The following is a 20,259-nucleotide window of genomic DNA, read 5'->3' on the forward strand; positions in this document are numbered from 1 at the left end:
ACGTTAACTTAGGTTTGATTCAATGAAACTGTTTTCCAAATACTCTCTCCCTCTATTAAGTATATTCATTGTAAGTAACGCAGCGATGGTAAGTAATGCAGCTATCGCAGCACCTTCTATAGTACCAAGCCCACCTAGCCTAGGCGCAAAAGGGTATGTGTTAATTGATTTTAATTCTGGTGATGTGCTGGTAGAAAAAAACGCACACACTAAGTTAAACCCAGCGAGTTTGACTAAACTGATGACCAGCTATGTGGCTGGGCAAGAGATGAAGCGAGGCAACATCTCTGCTGACGATCAGGTACGAATCAGCGAGAACGCGTGGGCGAAGAACTTCCCTGACTCTTCAAAAATGTTCATCGAAGTGAACACCGATGTAGCAATGATGGACCTTTACCGCGGACTGATTATTCAATCAGGTAACGATGCGAGTGTAGCGATTGCGGAACACGTTGCGGGCTCACAAGATGCATTTGTGGATCTTATGAACTCTTGGGCCACGTCTCTGAAATTAGAAAACACCCATTTTGCGAACGCGCATGGTTTAGACGCTGACGATCTTTATTCGACTCCTTACGATATTGCATTATTAGGTCGTGCGATTATTCGTGACTTACCGGATGTTTATGGCTTATACAGCGAACGTTCGTTCAGTTACAACGGCATCACACAACACAACCGTAATGGCTTACTGCGTGATAGAAGCTTGACGGTTGATGGCATGAAAACGGGTTACACCTCTGGCGCTGGCTACAGTTTAGCGAGTTCGGCGACACAAGGTGAGATGAGACTTATCGCGGTTGTTATGGGCGCATCAAGCGTTAAGAGCCGTGAGTCAGACAGCAAACAGTTGTTGAGCTATGGCTTCCGCTTCTTCGATACTCTAAACCCACATCAAGGTGGAGATGAAGTCGCTGAAGAAAAGGTATGGTTTGGTGCCAAAGATACATTGAAGCTGGGTGTTGCAGAAGACACGTTTATCACACTGCCTAAGTCAGACAGTAAAAAGCTAACGGCATCGATTGAACTTGATTCTGAGTTGAAGGCACCGATTGCAGAAGGTCAAACACTAGGTGTGGTTCATTACACAGTCGATGGTGAAGATGTGCAAACTCAGCCATTGATTGCGCTAGAGGCTGTTGAACAAGGTGGAATATTCAAACGTCTGATGGATTACATTAAGTTGTTTTTCGCGAGCCTATTCTAAATAGGGTCGTTATTCAGCTAAAACGAGAAAACTTAATGGGCGTTGTGAGCAAATCACAACGCCCATTGTTATTTCTACATCCATGAAAACACCGTCACCTACTTTCTTTATTAGCCGTAGCGGACGGTTTCGATTACTATACGCAAAATTTAGCAGTGTAGTCACTTATGACCATAGAGATAAAGAACGTAACCGAACCTGAAGTAACTTGTGCCAATTGTCAGGCATGCTGTTGTCGTTTAGAGGTTATGATCATCACAGATACCGGCGTTCCTGAAGAGCATATTGCTTATGACGAGTGGGGCGCCGAAACCATGCTGAGATTAGATGACGGTTGGTGCTCTGCGGTAGATAGAGAAACACTGATGTGTACTATTTACGAAAACCGACCATGGATCTGCCGTGAGTTCGAAATGGGCTCTTACGAGTGTGTGGAACAACGCACAGATGTTATGGGCTAAGTACCATCTTAATGTTTGATTGGTCGTTTATAGAGGCTTGATGAGTTATTGATTGATCGATTGGTTGATTGATTTCTGGTTGAGCTCTAACTGTTTGTGGAACTTAAACACTCCGCAATAAAATCAATAAATACTCGAATTCGTTGGGGCAAATAATCACTTGCATGGTACACCGCGTACATAGGTAAGTAGTCATTGCTCCAATCTTCTAATAACTGCGTTAATTCCCCAGTCTCTACAAACTCTTTGCCCATCCAATCCGGTAAAGCAACCACACCTAACCCCTGTCTCGCCATTTTAAGCAACATTTCTGGACTGTCTGACGTGAAAATTTGGTTTACTTCCATACTGGTGCATTGGCGATCTTTGTCTTTGAAACGCCATTCGTTTGCAGGGTTCATCAGAGAATAAGTTAAGCACTTATGCTGGCTAAGATCTTGCGGATGTTTAGGTTTTCCGTGATTTTTTAAGTAATCGGGCGATGCAAAGTAGTGAACTCTATTGTTGAAAAGAAAGCGAGCTTTTAACCCTGAGTCTTCAAGTTGTGATGCTCGAATGGCGACATCTATATTGTGTTCATTGAGGTTAACAATACGGTCGTCGACACTGAGGTTAATGCGGATACCTGGGTGCTGTTCAATGAAAGCTTGAAGCGGCTCACTGAGTAACATCGATGAAAAGGCACTTGGCGCAGATATCTTGAGCTCGCCTTCTACGGATTCTGTCTCACGCTTGAGCTTGCTTTCTATGGCAGACATCTCTTCGAGCAAATGGGAGCAATATTCTAGGTAATCTTTCCCTACATGAGTGAGGGATATCTTGCGGCTGTTTCGTTGAAACAGAGTCATCCCTAAGTCACTTTCCAACCATGCGATCTTCTTACTAACCGCACCCTGTGTCATGTTTAACTTATTGGCGGTTGCGGTGAAGCTATTCAGTTGCGCGGTTTCCACAAAGATACGAATACACTCAATCTTATCCATCTTACTCACCTTGTGTTTATCTATTCCAATTTGGAATCTTTACTATCATGAAACTAGCATTTATCACCTTAATTATGAATGATTAAATAACATCGTTGAAATTAATGATTCTTATAGAGGTAGGCGGAATGAGTACAGTAATAAGTATTTTGATGGTGATGTTCTTTGTGTTGGCGAGCTCAATCAAGACGCTTGGTTGGCAAAAGAAGGTCTTTGAAATTCAGCTTGGTTTCTTTAAAAGCTATGGCTTGAATAGAAAGATCATGTTTCTCGTGGGGTTAGTCGAATTGACCGGAGCGGCTCTCTTGATTTTAGCCCTATGTGACATCTCACCAGCACAGACTCAATTGATGGGTGGTGCAATATTGGGGGCTACTTCGATAGGGGCGCTTTATTTCCACTTACGCTTTGATACTTGGAAGGACGGTATTCCCGCGATGGTTACTCTGTTGGGCTCTGGCTTCTTGGTCATTGCAGCGTACTAAGTTTATTCGTATGTAGCGATAGAGGTGAGAGGCAAAGAAAATAAGAGTAGGGCACGAAGCCCTACCAAATAGAAATCATTTAAAACTCAGAAGGCACTTCAAATTCCATCCATTCACCGGTTGTTGGGTGAATCAGTTTTAAGTAGCCAGCATGAAGGTGAAGTCGTTCGCGTTTGTATCCGTATAAGTCGTCACCACGAATCGGTACACCAAGCCCTAATGGGTGAGCACAATGCACACGCAGCTGATGGGTACGGCCTGTTTTCGGATACAGATGAACCTTGGTTTTGCCATTATGAGTGCCAATAGCTTGCCAATAGGTGTCTGCGTTTCGGCCGTGTTCATGGCAAACCAGTTGTCTTGGTCTGTCTGTTATGTCACCGCGCAAAGGCAGGCTGATATCGCCAGATTTACCGTCGATTTCACCATCTAACAGAGCGGTGTATCGTTTCTCGACGGTTCTATCAATGAACTGCTTCTGAATGTGCTTGTTTGACTCCGCCGTCAGCGCCAAGATCAACAAGCCTGACGTCGACATGTCTAATCTATGGATGATCAAAGGCCCTGTCGCATTCGGGTAATGCGCTTTAATGCGTGTATAAACCGAGTCTTCGATAAACTTACCAGGAACCGACAAGAACTCCTCGGGTTTATTCACCACCACGATCTCGTCGTCTTCATAGACAATATCAAACGACTTACCAACCGCAGGGTTCACGATAAGCGGATTATCTTCTAATTCAATATGAGTTAGCTGGTGGTCGAGGATCTCAAAGCTTTTACTCTGACAAACCGGGTAGAGGTTTGCGTGTTGTCGAATGATATCTGTAGGCGGTAATCCCCACCAAAACTCAGACAAAGCTAATGGCTTAAACCCGTGTTCAAAAGCAAAGTTAAGCAGCTTGGGCAGGCAACAGTCGCCAGAGCCTTCAAGAGCGTCTTTGCCATCTAACAATTCAAGTAGGCTCTTTGATTCGAGAGCTTGATTGATAAAGCGATAGTGAGAGAGACGTTGAGTTTCCAACTGTTCTGAAATGGCTTGGTGATCTTGCTTACGGTTTTTCAGTTCGCTTTCGATCAAATCAACTTGTGATTGGCGTTCTGCGATCTTTTGCTTCCATTCGATACGAAGCGCTTTTAGGTCGCGTTTCTCTTGGCTACTTTGATTGCCCAGTTGTTTGAGCAAATTCGCCGCTGACTCTAGATTACCCAATGCCTTTTCTTGATTGGCTTGGTCTCTGAGTTCGCTACGTTGAGCTTTTTTCACGGTCATCGCCAACTGAAAGGCTTCGATAGCTTGTGCTGATTCGACTGTTAACTCTTCAAGCTCAGCCACTAATATGTCTAGGTTGTGCGATTGTTGTAGCTTCTTAATGTCATCTGCTAGTTGTGATTGGCTAGCGAGGTTTGCACTATTGTGAGATTGAAACTGTTCTGAATCGAATGCTGGTAGAACAAAGTTAATGTTGTTTAACTGAGAGGCCAAAGACGGATCTAACTGCAAACCTGAAAATGCAGAAAGGTACCCTAGCTCTTGGGTTGTTGGATCCTGAACAAGAAGCACGGCATAGAGGTTACCTTGCGAGGTTTCGTTTACACCGCAGTCGATGAGTGACTGTTGAAGCTGCAGCATAGCTAATTCACACGTAGGGTGCGGGGTATAGTAATACGGAAACGTAAACCGAGTGGGTAGCGATAAATCTTGGTTCGCTGATTGGTTTAAAGCGTGCAGTGGTGTGTATTGAGCAAGGTTTGCTGACATGAAGATCAAACTCTATGGCTATTCAGTTAGAGTTCGGTATTGTTGTCGAAATGAAGGCAAATGAGAAGCCAAAGCGAAAGATAAATCGGCTTTGGCTTCATTTAGTTGCTCGTACTTATTCTAAGAACGCACGAGCTTGAGTGAAACTCGATCAGTTCGAGTGTTCTAGCTCTACTTGCTCTGCTTTTTGGTAAGCAGGGTGGTCAGCCAAAAGCTTACCGTATTTAGCAATGTTAGGGTAAAGCGCAGTTGCACCAAAGTTACCAACGATTTCTACGATGAACGACATCATAAAGTCTGCACCTGTTAGTGTGTCTGCAACCAAGTAGGTTTTACCTTCAAGTGCATTATTCACGTAAGTTAAGATCTTTTGGTTTTCATCGTCAGCGTAGCCACCAAGGAAATTAGTCTCGCAACCGTCTTTCATCACAAAGATTTTAAGCAGCATCGGCAAAATACCTGAACTCTCAGCAAAATGTAGCCACTGTGAATATTCTACGTAGTCAGCTGTGCCGCGTGTTGGTGCGAACTTACCCTGACCGTATTTGTCGATTAGGTATTCCGTGATAGCGCCTGATTCAGTGATCACGATGCCATCGTCTTCAATGACAGGAGATTTACCCAATGGGTGAACGGACTTAAGCTCTGGTGGCGCAAGAAAAGTGACACTGTCTCGTTGGTATGGCTTGATCTGGTAATCTACCCCAAGCTCTTCCAACAGCCAGATGATGCGCTTTGAGCGTGATTTATTCAGGTGATGCAAAGTAATCATGATTCTACCTAGTTAACTAACGGGTTCAGTTTTTGAATTTATTTAGCTTCGTTTGTTTTGATAACAAGCTTACCGAAGTTTTGGCCTTCTAATAGCCCCATGAATGCTTGTGGCGCCTCGTCTAGACCTTTAATTAGGTGCTCACGATAGTGCATCTTGCCTTGAGACAACCATTCGGTCATTTGAACAGCAAACTCGTTATAACGGTGCGCGTAGTCATCAAAGATAATGAAGCCTTGCATCTTAATACGCTTGACCAGCAGCGTACCCATAAGGCTAGACATGCGATCCGGGCCTTCAGGCAGTGATGTCGCATTGTATTGAGAGATAAGGCCACATACAGGAATACGAGCACCGGTGTTAAGCAATGGCATTACGGCATCGAAAACCTTGCCGCCAACGTTTTCAAAATAAACGTCGATGCCGTTGTCACATGCTTTAGCCAGTTGCTCCGCGAAGTCATCAGCTTTGTGGTCGATACATTCGTCAAAGCCAAGCACGTCTTTCGCGTACTGACACTTCTCTTGACCACCAGCAACGCCGATAACACGACAGCCTTTTAGTTTGCCGATTTGTCCAACGGTTGCGCCTACTGCACCTGTTGCCGCCGCAACGACTAGAGTGTCGCCTTGTTTAGGTTGGCCGATATCAAGCAAACCCATGTAAGCCGTAAAGCCAGGCATACCCATGATGCCCAGAGCGTAAGAAGGGTGTGTTGGTTCTTTGCCTAGTTTGATGAGGCCTTCACCGTTAGACACACCAAGATCTTGCCAACCTGTGTAAGCCAGTACCCATTCGCCAACTTCGTAATCAGCGTGGTTTGATTCTTCAACCTGACATACGGTTGCACCAACCATCACTTCATCAATCGCAACTGGGTCTGCGTAAGATTTAGCATCGCTCATACGACCACGCATGTATGGGTCTAGAGAAAGATAAACTGAGCGAAGTAACATCTCGCCGTCTTTAATTGTTGGTGCGGCTACTGACTCTAAACGGAAGTTATCTTGAGTCGGTGCGCCAACTGGGCGAGAAGCCAATACGATGCGGCGATTGTCTTGTAGAGTCATTGGATATCCTTAATTTTATATTATGTTTATTTGGAATTAGACCAGTCGTCTAGTCTTGTTGTCTAAAAATCCCGCCGTCATCAAATTGATAAGAGGGCGGGTTATCTGTCGTTAATAAAGACTAAACACAGTACGTGGTTAGTTTTTACCTTTTAAAATCTGTTGGGTTAGGTTTAAAGCTGATTCTAAGCTGCTTGAGCTCTGGCTTAGTTTGCTCAATAAGCTTGCGCCCAACCACATAGAATATAGATTTTGAGCGGTTTCTTGGCTGTCTTCAACTTTAATGGAGCCATCTTCAATACCACCAGCAACACAGTGTTGTATCGTAGAGGTCACTTTTTCAGCCCCTTTTAGTAAGGCTTGACGCATAGGATCAGAAAGATCAGAAACTTCAGCGCTGAGCTTAACTACTAAGCATTTATGAGCGTTACAGGTACCGTTTTCAATCTGTGACCATCGAGTGAAATAACTGATAATTCTCTGGTAATGGTTGCCTTCACCATGAACCAAAATAGTTTCAACCCTGCTGATGTAGGTCTCAAAATAGTGTTGGATCAGAGCCTCGCCAAATTGCTCTTTCGATTTAAAGTAGTGGTAAAACGACCCTTTCGGCACGTCCGCTTCTTTAAGCAATTGCGATAAGCCAACGCCGTTAAAGCCGTTGTTCACTATTAATTGGTAGCCAACATCTAAAACATGCAGGCGTGTGTCATTCGTTTTTTCGTTCATGGGCAGTACTATAAATTAAATTAGACCAGTCGTCTAGTGATCGGTTTTTGACGGTATATTCAGTCGTTGCAAAAGTGGCTTCAACTATTCAAACGCTCACATATAAAAAAGCCCCAACATAGCTCGTATGTTGGGGCTTATATCAGTCACTATCGGTTATTTGATAGAGATTAACTCAACATCAAAAATCAGAGTTGATGATGGTGGGATAGGGCCTGAACCGCCTTTACCGTAAGCCAATTGGCTCGGGATAAACAGGCGAACTTTTTGGCCTTCAACCATGTAAGTCAAACCTTCTTGCCAGCCTTTGATTACTTGCTTAAGAGCAAATGAGATTGGCTCGCCGCGCTCAACAGAGCTGTCGAAAACAGTGCCGTCGATAAGTGTACCGTGGTAGTGAACCGTTACTTTGCTGTTCTTAGTTGGGTGCTCTGTACCAGTACCTTCTTCAAGCACTAGGTATTGAAGACCACTTTCAGTCGTAACAACCCCTTCTTTAGCGCCGTTTTCGACAAGGAACTGTTGGCCTTGCTCGATATTTTCTTCGCCAGATTTATGATTCATCCAAGTGCGGTAGATCATGAAGCCAGCCAAAATAAAGACAATGACCGGGATGATAAATTTAGACATAGTAAAACCTATTTATAGTTAATGCTGAATTTCATAGTTAATGCTGCATTTGGTAGTTAACGCAGAATTTCGCAGTTAATACAGAGTGTGTTAATCAATTGGCTAAAGCCGTGATTAGGGTTGAGTCAAAAGGTAGTTGATCGTTTTTGCGATGCCAGCAACGTCTTGGTGACCTGCTGTGAGTACTTGGTATTTACCGTTGATGATAAATGTTGGTACTGAGTTGATTTGACCTTTTACTGAGATCTCTTCTGCTTTCTTAACGTAGTCAAATAGAGCAACTTGCTGTTCTTTGTTCAGTTGGTATGGGCTAACCAAACCACGAGAAGTGAACGCTGTCTCTAGTGCTTGTTGACGCTGTTCTGGCGTTGCATCTGCACCCATTTGAACGGCACCAAATAGGTCGTCCATGAACGCGTGGTCAGGTGTCGCGTCAAGTTGCATCACTGCTGTGTAGTAGATCATTGCGCTGATTTGAGCACTTTCATTGAACGTTACATGCATCTTGCCAATAGTTTGGTCTGTTAGCGACTCAATCTCTGGAATTGCACTTTCCATTTGACGACAGTGACCACAGTTTAGAGAGAAGATTTCAGTGATCGGAGACAGGTTAAATTCAGTTAGAGCAGTAGGAAGTGCTTCGTATTGAACGCCTTTCTGTGGCTCGTCTGTTTCACTACAACCTGCAATAATAAGTACGGCAGCGAGTGCTGTGATGAATTTAGTAAATGGTTTAAACATAATGTTTGCTCTAGCGTTGAGAAATCGTGAGATTCTAACTATTTAGTACGAATTGGAAAACAATTATAAGGTAAATAAATGCAAACAGTTCGAACTAGCGGGTGATGACAGGCTAGTTGACGGTTAACTGTGATCAAAAGCACTTTTTTTGGATGTACTTTTTTTTCGTATAAAGTTTTTGTCTAAAGTTTTTCTCTCGATGCCGATATAGACATTAGTGAATGGTTTATCTGCATGAGTGGTTGGTGAAGTAATGAGATATTTAGCGATAATGTTAAGCATAGCTTTGGCAGGGTGTGAAACGACGTTACCAACGGGTATGTTAGGTGACGATCTGCTAGAAACTGCGCCGCAAACCGATTACGACCTTATGCATCCTGAATGGGGTGTGGTTCAAACGACATCTGTAGCGAGCAATCGCAGTTACTCAGTCCAGAACAGCACTCATCAACAAAAAACCATCACAACCAACTATGGACGTGGTGTCTCGACTAATGACCCACTGGAAGTTTTTTTAAGACAAAACCGTATCGATTTTGAAGTACTGCCGGGCAACCATGTGATGGTAAAGCTGGAACAGCACGTGAACTTTAAAACGGGTTCGGCATTCCCTGAGCCAGCCTACAATCAATGGCTGGATACTTTAGGCAGTTACCTTTCTCAACGCCAAGACATTGATGTGGTGATTGAGGGCCATACTGATAATACGGGCAGTGATCGTGTTAATGATCCGCTTTCTGAGCTACGTGCAAAAGAAGTGAAAGCGCGCTTGGAAAGTAACTATGTTTCGAGTCGTGCTATTTATACTCGCGGCTTTGGTGAATACGTTCCGGCTTGTACTAACGCTTCTCCGCAAGGCAAGGCGTGTAATCGCCGTGTAGAATTGATGCTGATTGTGTCGAAGTAGTCATTTGAGCTTTCTTCCCTAAATTGAAAGCGACGAGATCCAAATAACAGACATAAAAAATCCCTCATATTTGAGGGATTTTTTGTATCTGACACTTTTAGTTTTATTGCTTATGCAAACTGCTTTTCTAAGTAAGTCACGATATCTGAAGATTCGTACATCCACTCAGTTTTGCCGTCTTTTTCGATACGTAGGCAAGGCACTTTAACGCGACCGCCACCAGCTTCAAGCTCTGCACGGTGTTGATCATTGTTCTTTGCATCACGAAGTTCAAATTGAACCGATTGACGTTTCATCGCGCGGCGCACTTTTACACAAAATGGGCACGCTTCGAATTGGTATAACGTGTGCGTCTTTGCCTGCTCATTCACTTTGCTTTGCTCTTCTTGAGAACGTTTCACACCACGTGGGCTGAATACAAAATTCAATAACAAGATGACACGACCTAAGAACCAACGGATAAACTTCATAACTCTCTCTACATATTTAAAATTAGCGTTACAATTTGCAGCATTATATACACAAGTTTTGCTAGATGCTCGCAACAAACCGCTAATATCTATTTTGTCCGTTCGATCGTGTGAGACTTAGCCACATTTAGTCCTAAACGCTTAGACAGTCGAGTCAGATTTGCTCGGTCTGTTTTCAGAACACGTCCTGCTTGCGCCCAGTTAAAGTTGGCATCTTCCAACACTTCAGTAATGATGCTGCGTTGAAAATCGTCCGTCGCGCCACGTAAACCAGCAGATAGGTCGATCGTTGGTGTCGATAATGGTGTGTTTTTTACCTGTGTCGTCGCAATCGGTTGATCTTGGTCGAGTGGACCACAATCTTCTTTAGTGATTGTCACGAGGTTTTTGTTAGTGCTGCGAGCCAATGCTTTCAGTGCTGAACGGCTGATAACGTGTTCAAGCTCACGAACGTTACCTGGCCAACCGTAACGGTTTAGGAATACCAAAACATCAGAACGGAACTTAACTTGGTTGATACCAAGCTTACGGCGTGCTTGTTCTAGGAAGAAACCAGCTAATAAGCTGATGTCGTCGCCACGCTCTTTCAATGCAGGTACCGCGATAGGGTACACACTAAGTCGGTGATACAAGTCGGCTCTGAATCGACCGTCTTCAACTTCTTGCTTTAAGTCTCGGTTGGTTGCAGCCAGAACACGAACATCAATGGTTTGGATGTTGTCTTGGCCTACCGGTTGGATTTCGTTGTTTTGCAGCGCACGCAGTAACTTACTTTGTGCTGCTAAAGGCAATTCACCAATTTCATCTAAGAACAGTGTGCCGCCGTCGGCTAGAGCAAACTTACCTAAGCGGTTTTTGTCTGCGCCAGTAAATGCGCCACGAACGTGACCAAATAGCTCACTCTCTACCAAGTTCTCAGGAATAGCAGCACAGTTCACGTAGACCAACGGATTACGCTTACGTTGCGATTGGTGGTGCAGGGTGCGAGCAACGAGCTCTTTACCAACACCAGTATCACCATGAATCAGAATATTAAACTCAGACGGCGCTACAACCGCGATGTCGTTCTTAAGCGCGACCATGGTGTCACTGTTACCAATTAACTCGCCGCCGTCACGTTCCCACGCTTCTACGTTCAACTCTTCCAGTAATTGCTTTGACTGTTTTGCTTGATGCTCAAGTTGCGAGAAAGTCATCGCCATCTGCATGGTTGAAGCCGCAATAGCAGCGAGAACTTCTAGGTTACGAGCAGGAATATTCGCAAAGACATCAGGTTTTAGGCTGTCTAGGGTTAGCACTCCTAACAATTTGTCACCAAACAGCAGAGGCAAACCCATGCAGGCATGCATTGGTAAATCGCCGTCGTGGTCTATCAGTAAGCCATCGAAAGGATCAGGCAATGAGCTATCAGCATCAAAACGAACAGGAGAACGTGATGCGCAAATCTCATCAAAGCGAGGGTGTTCCGAAATGATAAAGCGGCGACCGAATGTATCTCGACTGAGCCCTTGCATTGCGATGGGTACTAGCGTGTCGCCTTGAAGGCTTAAAAGCGCGACGCAATCACACGTTATGGTTTTACGAATGGCATCGATTAGGCGATTAAAACGGTCTTGATCGTTCACACCGCTGGCTAAACCAATGGTCATTTCCATGAGAGTGGATGCTGAGATATCTTGCATAAAGGGCTCATACTGTTTGTATTTTTATACATGGTAGAGTCTTTATGACACAAAAAAAAGGTCTTTTTGACTAAAGTTTGAAGTGGATTTTTGAAAGGATGCCAGACACAGCAAGCTTTCGCATGTTGGCACCGTTTGTGCAATGTGTCCATTACGTGTTGTCTATATGACTGAATAACTGACCTATAGTTGATTTGAATCAATTAATGCCCATTTATCAGTCCACGTGATTCTCATAAAAAATGCAGCCAGAGAGCTCATTGAGAATGAATTGGTATAAAGTCATCTTTAAATAAAACTAGTCAATTTGACTTAAGTGGTCAAAAGACTAAGTGTTCGGAGTAAATCAATGCTAAACAATCTACATATCAACATCATCAAATCGACGATTCCTCTTTTAGAAAGCGCAGGCCCTGCTTTAACTCAACACTTCTATCAACGTATGTTCACGCATAACCCTGAATTGAAAGATATCTTCAATATGACTCACCAAAGAACAGGTCGCCAAGGTGTGGCGCTGTTTGAAGCTATCGCGGCTTATGCTAAAAACATTGAAAACCTAGCAGCGTTAACCACCGCGGTTGAACGTATTGCACAGAAACACACAAGCTTTAACATTCAACCAGAGCACTACCAAATTGTTGGTTTGCACCTGATTGAAACACTACGTGAATTAGCTACTGAGGCATTTACTCCAGAAGTGGAAGAAGCATGGACTGCCGCTTACCTATTCTTAGCGCAAGTATTCATCGACCGTGAAGCTGAACTTTATCTACAGCGCAAGCAGGCTGTTGGTGGCTGGGAAGCCGCACGTGCATTCGTAATTGCAGACAAGATCGAAGAGTCAGCACTCGTAACAAGCTTCATCTTACAGCCAAAAGATGGCGGTGAGGTTTTGGATTACACACCGGGTCAATACATCGGTATTGAAGTGAAACCTGAAGGCGCACAATACAGCGAAATTCGTCAGTATTCACTGTCAGACAAGCCGAACGGAAAATACTACCGTATCTCTGTGAAGCGTGAAGGCCAAGGTCAAGAAACGCAAGGTGTTGTTTCTAACCACATGCACGATACCGTTGCTATCGGCGATGAAGTTAGCCTATACGCACCAGCAGGTGACTTTATGTATCAAGAGCGCAGCAAGCCAGTAACGCTCATCTCTGCAGGTGTGGGTGTAACGCCAATGCAGTCTATGCTTGAGTTCTTGAACAACGAGCAGAAAAACGAACCGGTTCTTTACCTTCACGCTTGTGAAAATGTAGGCCAACACTCTTTCACGACTCGTGTTAAAGATATTGTTGCTGACAAAGGTTGGGAAGCGAAAACGTGGTACATGAACAAAGACGAGTCTGCTTGTGAGAACACACATCAAGGTCAAATGGATCTAGCGTCTATCTCTGATACTAAAGGCTTTGAAGAGAGTGATTTCTATATCTGTGGACCTGTTGGTTTCATGAAGAACATCGTAGAGCAGTTAGACGCACTTAAAGTAGATCGCTCACGCGTACACTACGAAGTATTTGGCCCTCACGCTAATTTCTAATAGCTCTCACTAGTTCTATTAACACTCGCCTGAACTATTAACACCTTGCCTATTCAAAGGCCTCACATAGTGAGGCCTTTTTTTGTTTGGTTCTGCTGTCTGACATATCGAATATTGGAGAATTCGATCGAGCAAACTAAGCTCTTCTAGCTTAGGTCTAAGAACGTTTGACCTTTTTAGACATGTAGTCAGTATCAAAAAACTCAGGCCAGTACATTTTCACGTATCCACCTGCAACCCAAATCACTAGGATGGTTGCGATGGTTAACTCGAAGAAACCAAACTTGTGCAGCCAATACCATTGCGGGTATTCCGCGCCGAAAAACGTAGTTAGACGATGCATGGCAATAGCGCTGATCACGGAAGGGAAAGTGACGGCAGCAATCGAAGGTTGGAATTTCAGACGCATCAATCGTATGTAACACAAGTAGATCAATAGTGTCATGGTGATAGCAATGCCAGCCAACGCGCCTGTTAGAATCGGGTCTGGGTTGTCGAAGTTAACCAAGTAAGCCGCTAAAGACAGGTTCACCGGTGCTGCCATGATGGCTAAGGTTGGTCTTGCTCGGCGGGGCAGGTTTCCTTCGAATACCAAGCGGTACAATACCACTGGCAGCATTAGGAAATAGATACCGATACAAGTGGCCGCAAGTGTTTCTGAAAAAACGGTGTGCCCAAATTGTGAACCTGCTAAGGAACTGCTGATTAACCCAACCGGATACAGAAACCAACTCGGTACAATGTTCGACATTTTGAAGTTGATGATCTGGAAACTAAAGAACAACACCATCATGGTAAAATGCAATAACAACGCGCAGAACCAGACTGGGTAAGCAATGACTGGAGAGATTTCGGCTAAATAGTCGCATAGAATCAATAACGCCATGCTCATTGGTGCCATCAAGCTTCCACTAAGCGGATGACGAATGTCATTGATGAAAGTATTAAAGCTGGTGAGATAACGAAGTAAAACGGGTAGCAATAACAGTGCGCCAAATGCAGCAAGGTAAGGGCGAATGATCTCACCAACCCCAGGCAGATATAATGCCCAAGCTTGTCCTAGTCCAATAACACCAAGTGCCAAAGACGCCTGAGATGGCGGCACATTTTTTACTTGGGTTAACCTTCTCCAGTTCAACGCCTTTCTCCAACTAGTTATTTATAGAATGTGAGCTGTTTATATAATATGAGTCAATTATAGAATTTTTGCTCTAGAGTGAGCGCTCAGCTGTGTCCTCAATAGATGTTAAGGACACTCAAATAATTTTGAGTGGATGATAGCAAGTTTAACGTTTGCTTTTTTGATTTTGATACGAAATCGGGACATTAAGCACTAGGAAAGTGTGCTTTATTTTTTGAGTGATTTATAAATACTGAGCTTGGTTTGCTCATGTATCAGTGGAACTTGACTGTATTAGTGGAACTTAACGAGTTACGTTTAAGTCCCACATTTGAACTACCGTTCTCAATGTCGTTAACGTACTTCCTCTTGCTGAGGGAGGTCTTGCTGTCTTAGCTTCTCGTTTTTCAGCGTACGGTTAAGCAGCTGACTGTAAATTGGCTGTCCACCTAACATTTGAGCAATGATTACCGCACCTAAGCAGGTGATGATCAACGGTAAGATGAGGTAGTAGTTATTGGTCATTTCAATAACCAACAGAATACCAGTGATAGGCGCTCGCACGGTGGCGGCAAATAAGGCGCCCATGCCGGCAATCGCAAACATACCCGGCTCTATATTCAGTTCAGGGAAGAATGCCGCCGCGATAAGCCCAAACGCGTAACCAAAGAGTGTTCCTAGAGCAAGCATTGGTGCAAAGATACCACCCGGTGCACCAGAGCCGAAACAAAGCAGGGTAGTGAGCACGCGCCCTAAGAAGATTAACAGCAGCACGTTTGCGCTGTAGTTGCCATTAGTGATGTTCGGGATGATACCAATACCACCGCCAGTCAACTCTGGTATATAGAGCAGCAATAAGCCAAAGCAACCGCCCAGCAGGGAACCTGTCATTAAGTAGCGTTTACGGTCATTCTTGTGTATTGCCACAAACAGGTCTTGCGAAAGTGTAATCAGCTTATTGAAAATCACACCAAACAGGCCGAACAACACGCCTAACAACAAGAATAACCACAGAGCATCCAGTTCAGGCGGTTGGTATTGAGGCATTGTGATAACGGCAGACTGCCCGTTGATTGATCGAAAAACGATGTTGGCTGAAACCGCGGAGATGATGACGGCTTTAATTGATATGAGTGAATAGCGAAACTGTGGTCTCATCTCCTCGACTACAAACATGATGCCAGCCAGTGGTGCGTTGAATGCGGCGGCTAAACCACCTGCGGCACCCGAAGCTAATAGTGAGTGGCGAGTGTCGTCATCTTTGACTCGAAAGATATCGGTGACCATGCGACCAATACTGCCGCCCATTTGAACGGTTGGTCCTTCTCGACCTAAAACCATACCAGAACCTAATGCACCCATACCGCCAAAGAATTTTACTGGCAATACTCTCCACCATCGAACAGGGCGCATACCGTCCATCGCACCTTCAATTTCGGGGATGCCTGAGCCTGCAGCCTCTGGAGCAAAGCGGTGAACGAGGAAGTAACCAATAAAGGCAAATGCAGCACTAATAAGGAAAGCGGCCAGCCAAAGGGGTAAATAGCTACCGATTTCATCTTTAAGCCAATCGGTACGAGTTTCTGTGATGAAATGAACCGCGACTTCGAAATAGGTACCCACTACGCCAGCAAGTACACCTACAATACAAGAAAGAAAGAGAACGGAAGCGGGTGTCTTATCTCTTGAGAGAAATTGATTAATAGCATCCCTTGGCATTTTGGCTAATAAGGATTGCTTAATTTTCTCTCTTCTGGTCATTGAGATAAGGCTCCTGAATGGGTTAAGGCGGGGTTGTCATAAATTATACGCGTCCTCTGCATATCCTATAGCAGCAAAGATGAAAAGTTGAATTTCATTTATGGAATGTACGTGTTACATAAATGGAATCTATGGGCAATAGTGTAATCCCCGTCACAATTTTGATCGATTCACAGATGGCACCTTGAATATCCCCAAAAATGAACCATAGTTAAATCGTAAAGCAACATAACAAACCGCAAGGAGACGTGAGGTTTTACACACAATTTGGATGGATTCAGATACAAAGTTTTAGTTTCTCGTTAATTGTTCAGGTCGATATTTAAGGCTTCCTGATTCGCGAACTCACGATTGAGTAACGAGAGTGAGGCGTACTTCAAGTACGCCTTTAGTTCGTCTGGAGCATTCATTTTTCTTCGTTCCCCCCTTTTCTAGTGACACTCATACAACTTCTGGCTTAAATCATTCTCCGTATAAACAAGCGATTGGGGTCAATTTCTCCGTGATTGTGTATATACTCCCTTAAAAAGGAGAACTGATATGACCAAAAAAGTTCCTACAAACATAATTACGGGTTTCTTGGGTGTTGGCAAAACGACAGCTATTTTGAACCTGCTCAAAAATAAACCTGAGAATGAAAACTGGGCTGTCCTGGTTAATGAGTTTGGCGAAATCGGCATTGATGGCGCATTAATGACAGACCAAGGTGCTTTAATTAAAGAAGTACCGGGTGGCTGCATGTGTTGTACTGCAGGTGTGCCTATGTCGGTAGGTATTAATGTCTTACTGCGCCAAAAGCCGGACCGTTTATTGATTGAGCCAACTGGGCTTGGTCACCCTAAACAGGTTATTGCGACACTCACTTCAGAGCAATACACACCTTATGTTGATTTAAAAGCGACGCTTGGCTTGGTTGACCCACGAAACCTATCCAATGAAAAGTACACGTCGAATCAGAATTTCAATGATCAACTGGACAGTGCAGATGTGATTCTTGGTACTAAGGTTGACCTTGTTCATTCTGAAGACATCGATGTGTTCAATGATTGGGTGACGGATCAAACGCCAGCAAAAGTCTTCCATAAGCTAATTCACAATGGTGAAGTGCCATTGGAAGTGTTGGATATTGAAAGAGTATACGGCAGTGCTTCCTCTCATATTGAAGCGCATCATCACGATCACGCTGAACAAGAGCCTCAATTCCAACTTCCTCCCGGTGAAGCGTTCATCCGTAAAGAGAATAAAGGTCAGGGCTATTTCAGTTGCGGTTGGCTATTTGGCGCAGAGCATAAGTTCGACTTTGATGCGCTGTTTTCAATGCTGTCGGATCTTACAGCTGAGCGTGTAAAAGCTGTGGTGAATACTGACCAAGGTTGCTATGCGTTTAACGTGGCGAATCAAGTGGTGTCAGTGAATGAAATTTCCCTTGATGGCTTTGAGTCTCGTCTTGAAGTGATCGACTCGCAGTTAATGCCTTGGGACGATCTCGAGCAGATTCTACTCAAGCTGTGTGGCATCAAATAGCGCCATTTTTACTGTTTGAACTGATGATCTCGGTGTTTACTTCGTTGAAGGTGGGGTAAACACCAGATTAAATGAGAAAGTTTGCGTTATATCACGATAAATGTGAGATAAATCACTCTAATTACTTTATAGTGCTCGGCTGAAATAAGAATGTAGGCTGTCTGCTTAAGGAACCCGTAACAATGTCATTTTCCTCTCAAGGTTTTGCTCCTGAATTAGTCAAAGCGTTGACTGAGTGTGGTTATGAAAAACTCACTCCAATTCAACAAAAGGCGATTCCAATGGCTCGTAAAGGCCATGATATTTTTGCTACTGCTCAAACCGGTACGGGTAAAACAGCGGCATTTTCATTGCCTGTTATTCAGCACCTTTTGAACAGCGGTAAAAAGGCGTCTAGAGGAACGGCTCGCGGCCTTATTCTTGCTCCAACTCGTGAGCTCGCTGCGCAGATCGCTCAAAACATTAAAGACTACGTTAAATACACTGAACTAAGCGTTTCAGCGGTTTACGGTGGTAACAAAATGTCTTCACAAGTTCGTCAATTAGAACTGGGTGTTGATATTTTGGTTGCAACACCAGGCCGTTTAGAAGAGCACTTAGAAGAGGGTAACGTGTCTATTGCAAACCTAGAATTTCTAGTATTCGATGAAGCTGACCGTATCCTTGATATGGGCTTTATCAATGCCGTTCGTAAGATCATGTTGGATGTAGAAACATCGCCGCAAATCATGATGTTCTCGGCAACGACTTCTACTCAGTTAAACCAACTGTCTGTTGATATTCTACGTAAACCAAAACGTATTAGTGTTGAGCGCGAAAACTCAACGGCTGCTACTGTTGGTCACGTGGTATACCCTGTGGACCAAGAACGCAAAACAGAACTGCTTTCTGAACTTATTGGCCGTAAAAACTGGCGCCAAGTACTTGTGTTCGTGAACTACAAAGAAACAGCGAATGACGTCGTTAAAGAGCTTAAGTTAGACGGCATTAAAGCGGTACTTTGTCACGGTGATAAAGCACAAAGCGCTCGTCGTCGTGCTTTGGATGACTTCAAAGAAGGCAGAGCACGTGTGATGGTAGCAACCGACGTTGCAGCCCGTGGTCTTGATATCGAAGACTTACCACATGTAATTAACTACGACATGCCTTTCCTAGCGGAAGATTACGTTCACCGTATTGGCCGTACAGGTCGTGCTGGTAAACAAGGTCATGCGATTTCTTTCGTTAACCGCGAAGAAGAGTTGACTGTTGTTCAAGTTGAAACACTGATTCAACAACGTATTCGCCGTGTTGAACAACCGGGTTATGAACCGAAGAAACGTGATGCTTACATCGAGAAGCTGAACACTAAATCGGCGTACAAAAACCGCCAAGGTCGTAAGAACAACGCGAACGAAGAGCCTCAAGATCAAGCAAGCGCAGAACGTCGTTTGACTATGATGAAGCGAATTAAAAACCGTCGTAAGTAATTACGGTTGGTGACTAAAAAGAGCCACTGTTATGTGGCTCTTTTTGTTTGTATTGATCGCAATATTGTTTATTGTCATCACTACTTCGTCTCAACCTCGCTTCATTTTGAGCCCGCGTAATAATAAGAAGCATCAAATAAAAATAAGTCGATAAGGTAATAATATGGATAGCGCACTACTTTGGGCTTTTATTCCCACATTTTTCTTTGTGTCAATCACGCCCGGTATGTGTATGACCTTGGCTTTGACGCTAGGAATGAGTGTTGGATACAAGCGTACATTATGGATGATGATCGGTGAATTGGCTGGTGTTGCGGTGGTTTCTATTGCTGCGGTATTGGGTATTGCATCTATTATGTTGAACTACCCGTGGCTATTTACGGGCTTCAAATTTGTTGGTGCAGCTTACTTGTTCTATTTAGGCATTCAGATGTGGCGTTCAAGAGGCAAGCTGGCGATCAGTACTGACAACCAAACAACAAAAGTCAGCAATGATTGGGACTTGGTGGTTCAAGGCTTCGTAACGGCAATCGCGAACCCGAAAGGCTGGGCATTCATGATTTCGTTATTGCCTCCTTTCATTAACAGTAATAAAGACTTAGCGCCGCAGTTGTTGATTTTAGTGTCTATTATTCTGGTTTCTGAATTTGTCTGCATGACCCTGTATGCTACGGGCGGTAAGAGCCTAAAACATATGCTGGGTAAAGCCGATAACGTTAAGTTGATGAACCGCATTGCAGGTACGTTAATGATGGGCGTTGGTGTGTGGTTGTTCGTTAGCTAATTCTGAGCTGCGATAACGGTTAGAGATCCCCGACTCAGTCGTTCCTCCTTCTCGAGGATGACGCGTACTCGGGATGATGAGTACTTAGGATGATGAGTACTTAGGATGACGATGAATTTTGAAGATTCGGATTCTTACTCAAACCGAAGAATGCAT

General features: G+C 44.0%; 19 protein-coding genes. 8 read left to right on the plus strand and 11 right to left on the minus strand.

Annotated elements, in window-relative coordinates:
* Positions 1–22: 22 nt before the first annotated feature.
* Both AACU28_RS04060 and AACU28_RS04065 read left to right on the plus strand, forming a co-directional pair.
* Entirely contained in the window at positions 23–1,207 is a 1,185-nt protein-coding gene (locus AACU28_RS04060) for a D-alanyl-D-alanine carboxypeptidase family protein (RefSeq protein ID WP_102487314.1), read from the plus strand.
* Between the two features lie 167 nt (positions 1,208–1,374).
* On the plus strand, positions 1,375–1,668 hold the full coding sequence (locus AACU28_RS04065; RefSeq protein ID WP_121602411.1) for a YkgJ family cysteine cluster protein: 294 nt from the start codon (positions 1,375–1,377) through the stop codon (positions 1,666–1,668).
* Between the two features lie 86 nt (positions 1,669–1,754).
* On the opposite strand, the gene AACU28_RS04070 is transcribed toward AACU28_RS04065, so the two are convergent.
* On the minus strand, positions 1,755–2,651 hold the full coding sequence (locus AACU28_RS04070; protein ID WP_017091845.1) for a LysR family transcriptional regulator: 897 nt from the start codon (positions 2,649–2,651) through the stop codon (positions 1,755–1,757).
* A 104-nt stretch (positions 2,652–2,755) separates the two neighbouring features.
* On the opposite strand from AACU28_RS04070, the gene AACU28_RS04075 reads away from it, so the two are divergent.
* The gene (locus AACU28_RS04075; RefSeq protein WP_121602412.1) at positions 2,756–3,136 is read left to right on the plus strand and encodes a DoxX family protein; all 381 of its coding nucleotides are present in this window, start codon (positions 2,756–2,758) and stop codon (positions 3,134–3,136) included.
* Positions 3,137–3,215: 79 nt separating this feature from the next.
* Here AACU28_RS04075 and AACU28_RS04080 read toward each other — a convergent pair whose 3' ends face one another.
* The 6 genes from AACU28_RS04080 to AACU28_RS04105 all read right to left on the minus strand — a co-directional run bounded on the left by AACU28_RS04080 (position 3,216) and on the right by AACU28_RS04105 (position 8,840).
* Complete coding sequence (locus AACU28_RS04080; RefSeq protein WP_121602413.1) at positions 3,216–4,898, minus strand: RluA family pseudouridine synthase; 1,683 nt, start codon at positions 4,896–4,898, stop codon at positions 3,216–3,218.
* Positions 4,899–5,049: 151 nt separating this feature from the next.
* On the minus strand, positions 5,050–5,670 hold the full coding sequence (locus AACU28_RS04085; protein ID WP_004731417.1) for a glutathione S-transferase family protein: 621 nt from the start codon (positions 5,668–5,670) through the stop codon (positions 5,050–5,052).
* A gap of 38 nt (positions 5,671–5,708) precedes the next feature.
* Positions 5,709–6,740 carry an NADP-dependent oxidoreductase gene (locus tag AACU28_RS04090; protein ID WP_121602414.1) on the minus strand — a complete coding sequence of 344 codons (1,032 nt, stop codon included), beginning with the start codon at positions 6,738–6,740 and terminating at the stop codon, positions 5,709–5,711.
* Positions 6,741–6,878: 138 nt separating this feature from the next.
* Positions 6,879–7,469 carry a TetR/AcrR family transcriptional regulator gene (locus AACU28_RS04095; protein ID WP_029222534.1) on the minus strand — a complete coding sequence of 197 codons (591 nt, stop codon included), beginning with the start codon at positions 7,467–7,469 and terminating at the stop codon, positions 6,879–6,881.
* A gap of 156 nt (positions 7,470–7,625) precedes the next feature.
* Complete coding sequence (locus AACU28_RS04100) at positions 7,626–8,099, minus strand: FKBP-type peptidyl-prolyl cis-trans isomerase (protein ID WP_004731366.1); 474 nt, start codon at positions 8,097–8,099, stop codon at positions 7,626–7,628.
* Positions 8,100–8,213: 114 nt separating this feature from the next.
* On the minus strand, positions 8,214–8,840 hold the full coding sequence (locus tag AACU28_RS04105; RefSeq protein WP_004731367.1) for a thioredoxin domain-containing protein: 627 nt from the start codon (positions 8,838–8,840) through the stop codon (positions 8,214–8,216).
* Between the two features lie 271 nt (positions 8,841–9,111).
* Between AACU28_RS04105 and AACU28_RS04110 the strand changes: the two genes are divergently transcribed.
* On the plus strand, positions 9,112–9,747 hold the full coding sequence (locus AACU28_RS04110; RefSeq protein WP_029222001.1) for an OmpA family protein: 636 nt from the start codon (positions 9,112–9,114) through the stop codon (positions 9,745–9,747).
* A 110-nt stretch (positions 9,748–9,857) separates the two neighbouring features.
* Here the strand turns inward: AACU28_RS04110 and AACU28_RS04115 are convergent, their stop codons facing one another.
* On the minus strand, positions 9,858–10,217 hold the full coding sequence (locus tag AACU28_RS04115) for a glutaredoxin family protein (protein ID WP_004731371.1): 360 nt from the start codon (positions 10,215–10,217) through the stop codon (positions 9,858–9,860).
* Positions 10,218–10,306: 89 nt separating this feature from the next.
* Positions 10,307–11,899 (minus strand): nitric oxide reductase transcriptional regulator NorR, encoded by a 1,593-nt coding sequence (gene norR, locus AACU28_RS04120; protein ID WP_004731373.1) that lies wholly within the window; start codon positions 11,897–11,899, stop codon positions 10,307–10,309.
* 349 nt (positions 11,900–12,248) lie between these two features.
* Between norR and hmpA the strand changes: the two genes are divergently transcribed.
* Positions 12,249–13,445, plus strand: a complete 1,197-nt coding sequence (hmpA, locus tag AACU28_RS04125) for an NO-inducible flavohemoprotein (RefSeq protein ID WP_017078299.1) — start codon at positions 12,249–12,251, stop codon at positions 13,443–13,445.
* Positions 13,446–13,602: 157 nt separating this feature from the next.
* Here hmpA and AACU28_RS04130 read toward each other — a convergent pair whose 3' ends face one another.
* Positions 13,603–14,550 (minus strand): TDT family transporter, encoded by a 948-nt coding sequence (locus tag AACU28_RS04130; RefSeq protein WP_004731381.1) that lies wholly within the window; start codon positions 14,548–14,550, stop codon positions 13,603–13,605.
* 369 nt (positions 14,551–14,919) lie between these two features.
* On the minus strand, positions 14,920–16,326 hold the full coding sequence (gene clcA / locus AACU28_RS04135; protein WP_017078301.1) for a H(+)/Cl(-) exchange transporter ClcA: 1,407 nt from the start codon (positions 16,324–16,326) through the stop codon (positions 14,920–14,922).
* Between the two features lie 540 nt (positions 16,327–16,866).
* On the opposite strand from clcA, the gene AACU28_RS04140 reads away from it, so the two are divergent.
* The 3 genes from AACU28_RS04140 to AACU28_RS04150 all read left to right on the plus strand — a co-directional run bounded on the left by AACU28_RS04140 (position 16,867) and on the right by AACU28_RS04150 (position 20,103).
* The gene (locus tag AACU28_RS04140) at positions 16,867–17,850 is read left to right on the plus strand and encodes a CobW family GTP-binding protein (protein WP_121602415.1); all 984 of its coding nucleotides are present in this window, start codon (positions 16,867–16,869) and stop codon (positions 17,848–17,850) included.
* A 182-nt stretch (positions 17,851–18,032) separates the two neighbouring features.
* Positions 18,033–19,319, plus strand: a complete 1,287-nt coding sequence (locus tag AACU28_RS04145) for a DEAD/DEAH box helicase (protein ID WP_108196312.1) — start codon at positions 18,033–18,035, stop codon at positions 19,317–19,319.
* Between the two features lie 163 nt (positions 19,320–19,482).
* Positions 19,483–20,103, plus strand: a complete 621-nt coding sequence (locus tag AACU28_RS04150) for a LysE family translocator (RefSeq protein WP_102557313.1) — start codon at positions 19,483–19,485, stop codon at positions 20,101–20,103.
* Positions 20,104–20,259 lie beyond the last annotated feature (156 nt).

The sequence above is a fragment of the Vibrio sp. SBT000027 genome (assembly GCF_963894355.1).
GTDB classification, from domain to species: domain Bacteria; phylum Pseudomonadota; class Gammaproteobacteria; order Enterobacterales; family Vibrionaceae; genus Vibrio; species Vibrio splendidus.

What these genes read in the sequence shown, in the direction of transcription:
- AACU28_RS04060 (WP_102487314.1), top strand. Translation starts at nt 23, where the DNA reads ATGAAACTGTTTTCCAAATACTCTCTCCCTCTATTAAGTATATTCATT.
- AACU28_RS04150 (WP_102557313.1), top strand. Translation starts at nt 19,483, where the DNA reads ATGGATAGCGCACTACTTTGGGCTTTTATTCCCACATTTTTCTTTGTG.
- AACU28_RS04070 (WP_017091845.1), bottom strand. Translation starts at nt 2,651, where the DNA reads ATGGATAAGATTGAGTGTATTCGTATCTTTGTGGAAACCGCGCAACTG.
- AACU28_RS04145 (WP_108196312.1), top strand. Translation starts at nt 18,033, where the DNA reads ATGTCATTTTCCTCTCAAGGTTTTGCTCCTGAATTAGTCAAAGCGTTG.
- AACU28_RS04080 (WP_121602413.1), bottom strand. Translation starts at nt 4,898, where the DNA reads ATGTCAGCAAACCTTGCTCAATACACACCACTGCACGCTTTAAACCAA.
- AACU28_RS04095 (WP_029222534.1), bottom strand. Translation starts at nt 7,469, where the DNA reads ATGAACGAAAAAACGAATGACACACGCCTGCATGTTTTAGATGTTGGC.
- hmpA (WP_017078299.1), top strand. Translation starts at nt 12,249, where the DNA reads ATGCTAAACAATCTACATATCAACATCATCAAATCGACGATTCCTCTT.
- AACU28_RS04100 (WP_004731366.1), bottom strand. Translation starts at nt 8,099, where the DNA reads ATGTCTAAATTTATCATCCCGGTCATTGTCTTTATTTTGGCTGGCTTC.
- AACU28_RS04075 (WP_121602412.1), top strand. Translation starts at nt 2,756, where the DNA reads ATGATTCTTATAGAGGTAGGCGGAATGAGTACAGTAATAAGTATTTTG.
- AACU28_RS04115 (WP_004731371.1), bottom strand. Translation starts at nt 10,217, where the DNA reads ATGAAGTTTATCCGTTGGTTCTTAGGTCGTGTCATCTTGTTATTGAAT.
- AACU28_RS04065 (WP_121602411.1), top strand. Translation starts at nt 1,375, where the DNA reads ATGACCATAGAGATAAAGAACGTAACCGAACCTGAAGTAACTTGTGCC.
- AACU28_RS04110 (WP_029222001.1), top strand. Translation starts at nt 9,112, where the DNA reads ATGTTAAGCATAGCTTTGGCAGGGTGTGAAACGACGTTACCAACGGGT.
- AACU28_RS04140 (WP_121602415.1), top strand. Translation starts at nt 16,867, where the DNA reads ATGACCAAAAAAGTTCCTACAAACATAATTACGGGTTTCTTGGGTGTT.
- norR (WP_004731373.1), bottom strand. Translation starts at nt 11,899, where the DNA reads ATGCAAGATATCTCAGCATCCACTCTCATGGAAATGACCATTGGTTTA.
- AACU28_RS04085 (WP_004731417.1), bottom strand. Translation starts at nt 5,670, where the DNA reads ATGATTACTTTGCATCACCTGAATAAATCACGCTCAAAGCGCATCATC.
- AACU28_RS04090 (WP_121602414.1), bottom strand. Translation starts at nt 6,740, where the DNA reads ATGACTCTACAAGACAATCGCCGCATCGTATTGGCTTCTCGCCCAGTT.
- AACU28_RS04105 (WP_004731367.1), bottom strand. Translation starts at nt 8,840, where the DNA reads ATGTTTAAACCATTTACTAAATTCATCACAGCACTCGCTGCCGTACTT.
- clcA (WP_017078301.1), bottom strand. Translation starts at nt 16,326, where the DNA reads ATGACCAGAAGAGAGAAAATTAAGCAATCCTTATTAGCCAAAATGCCA.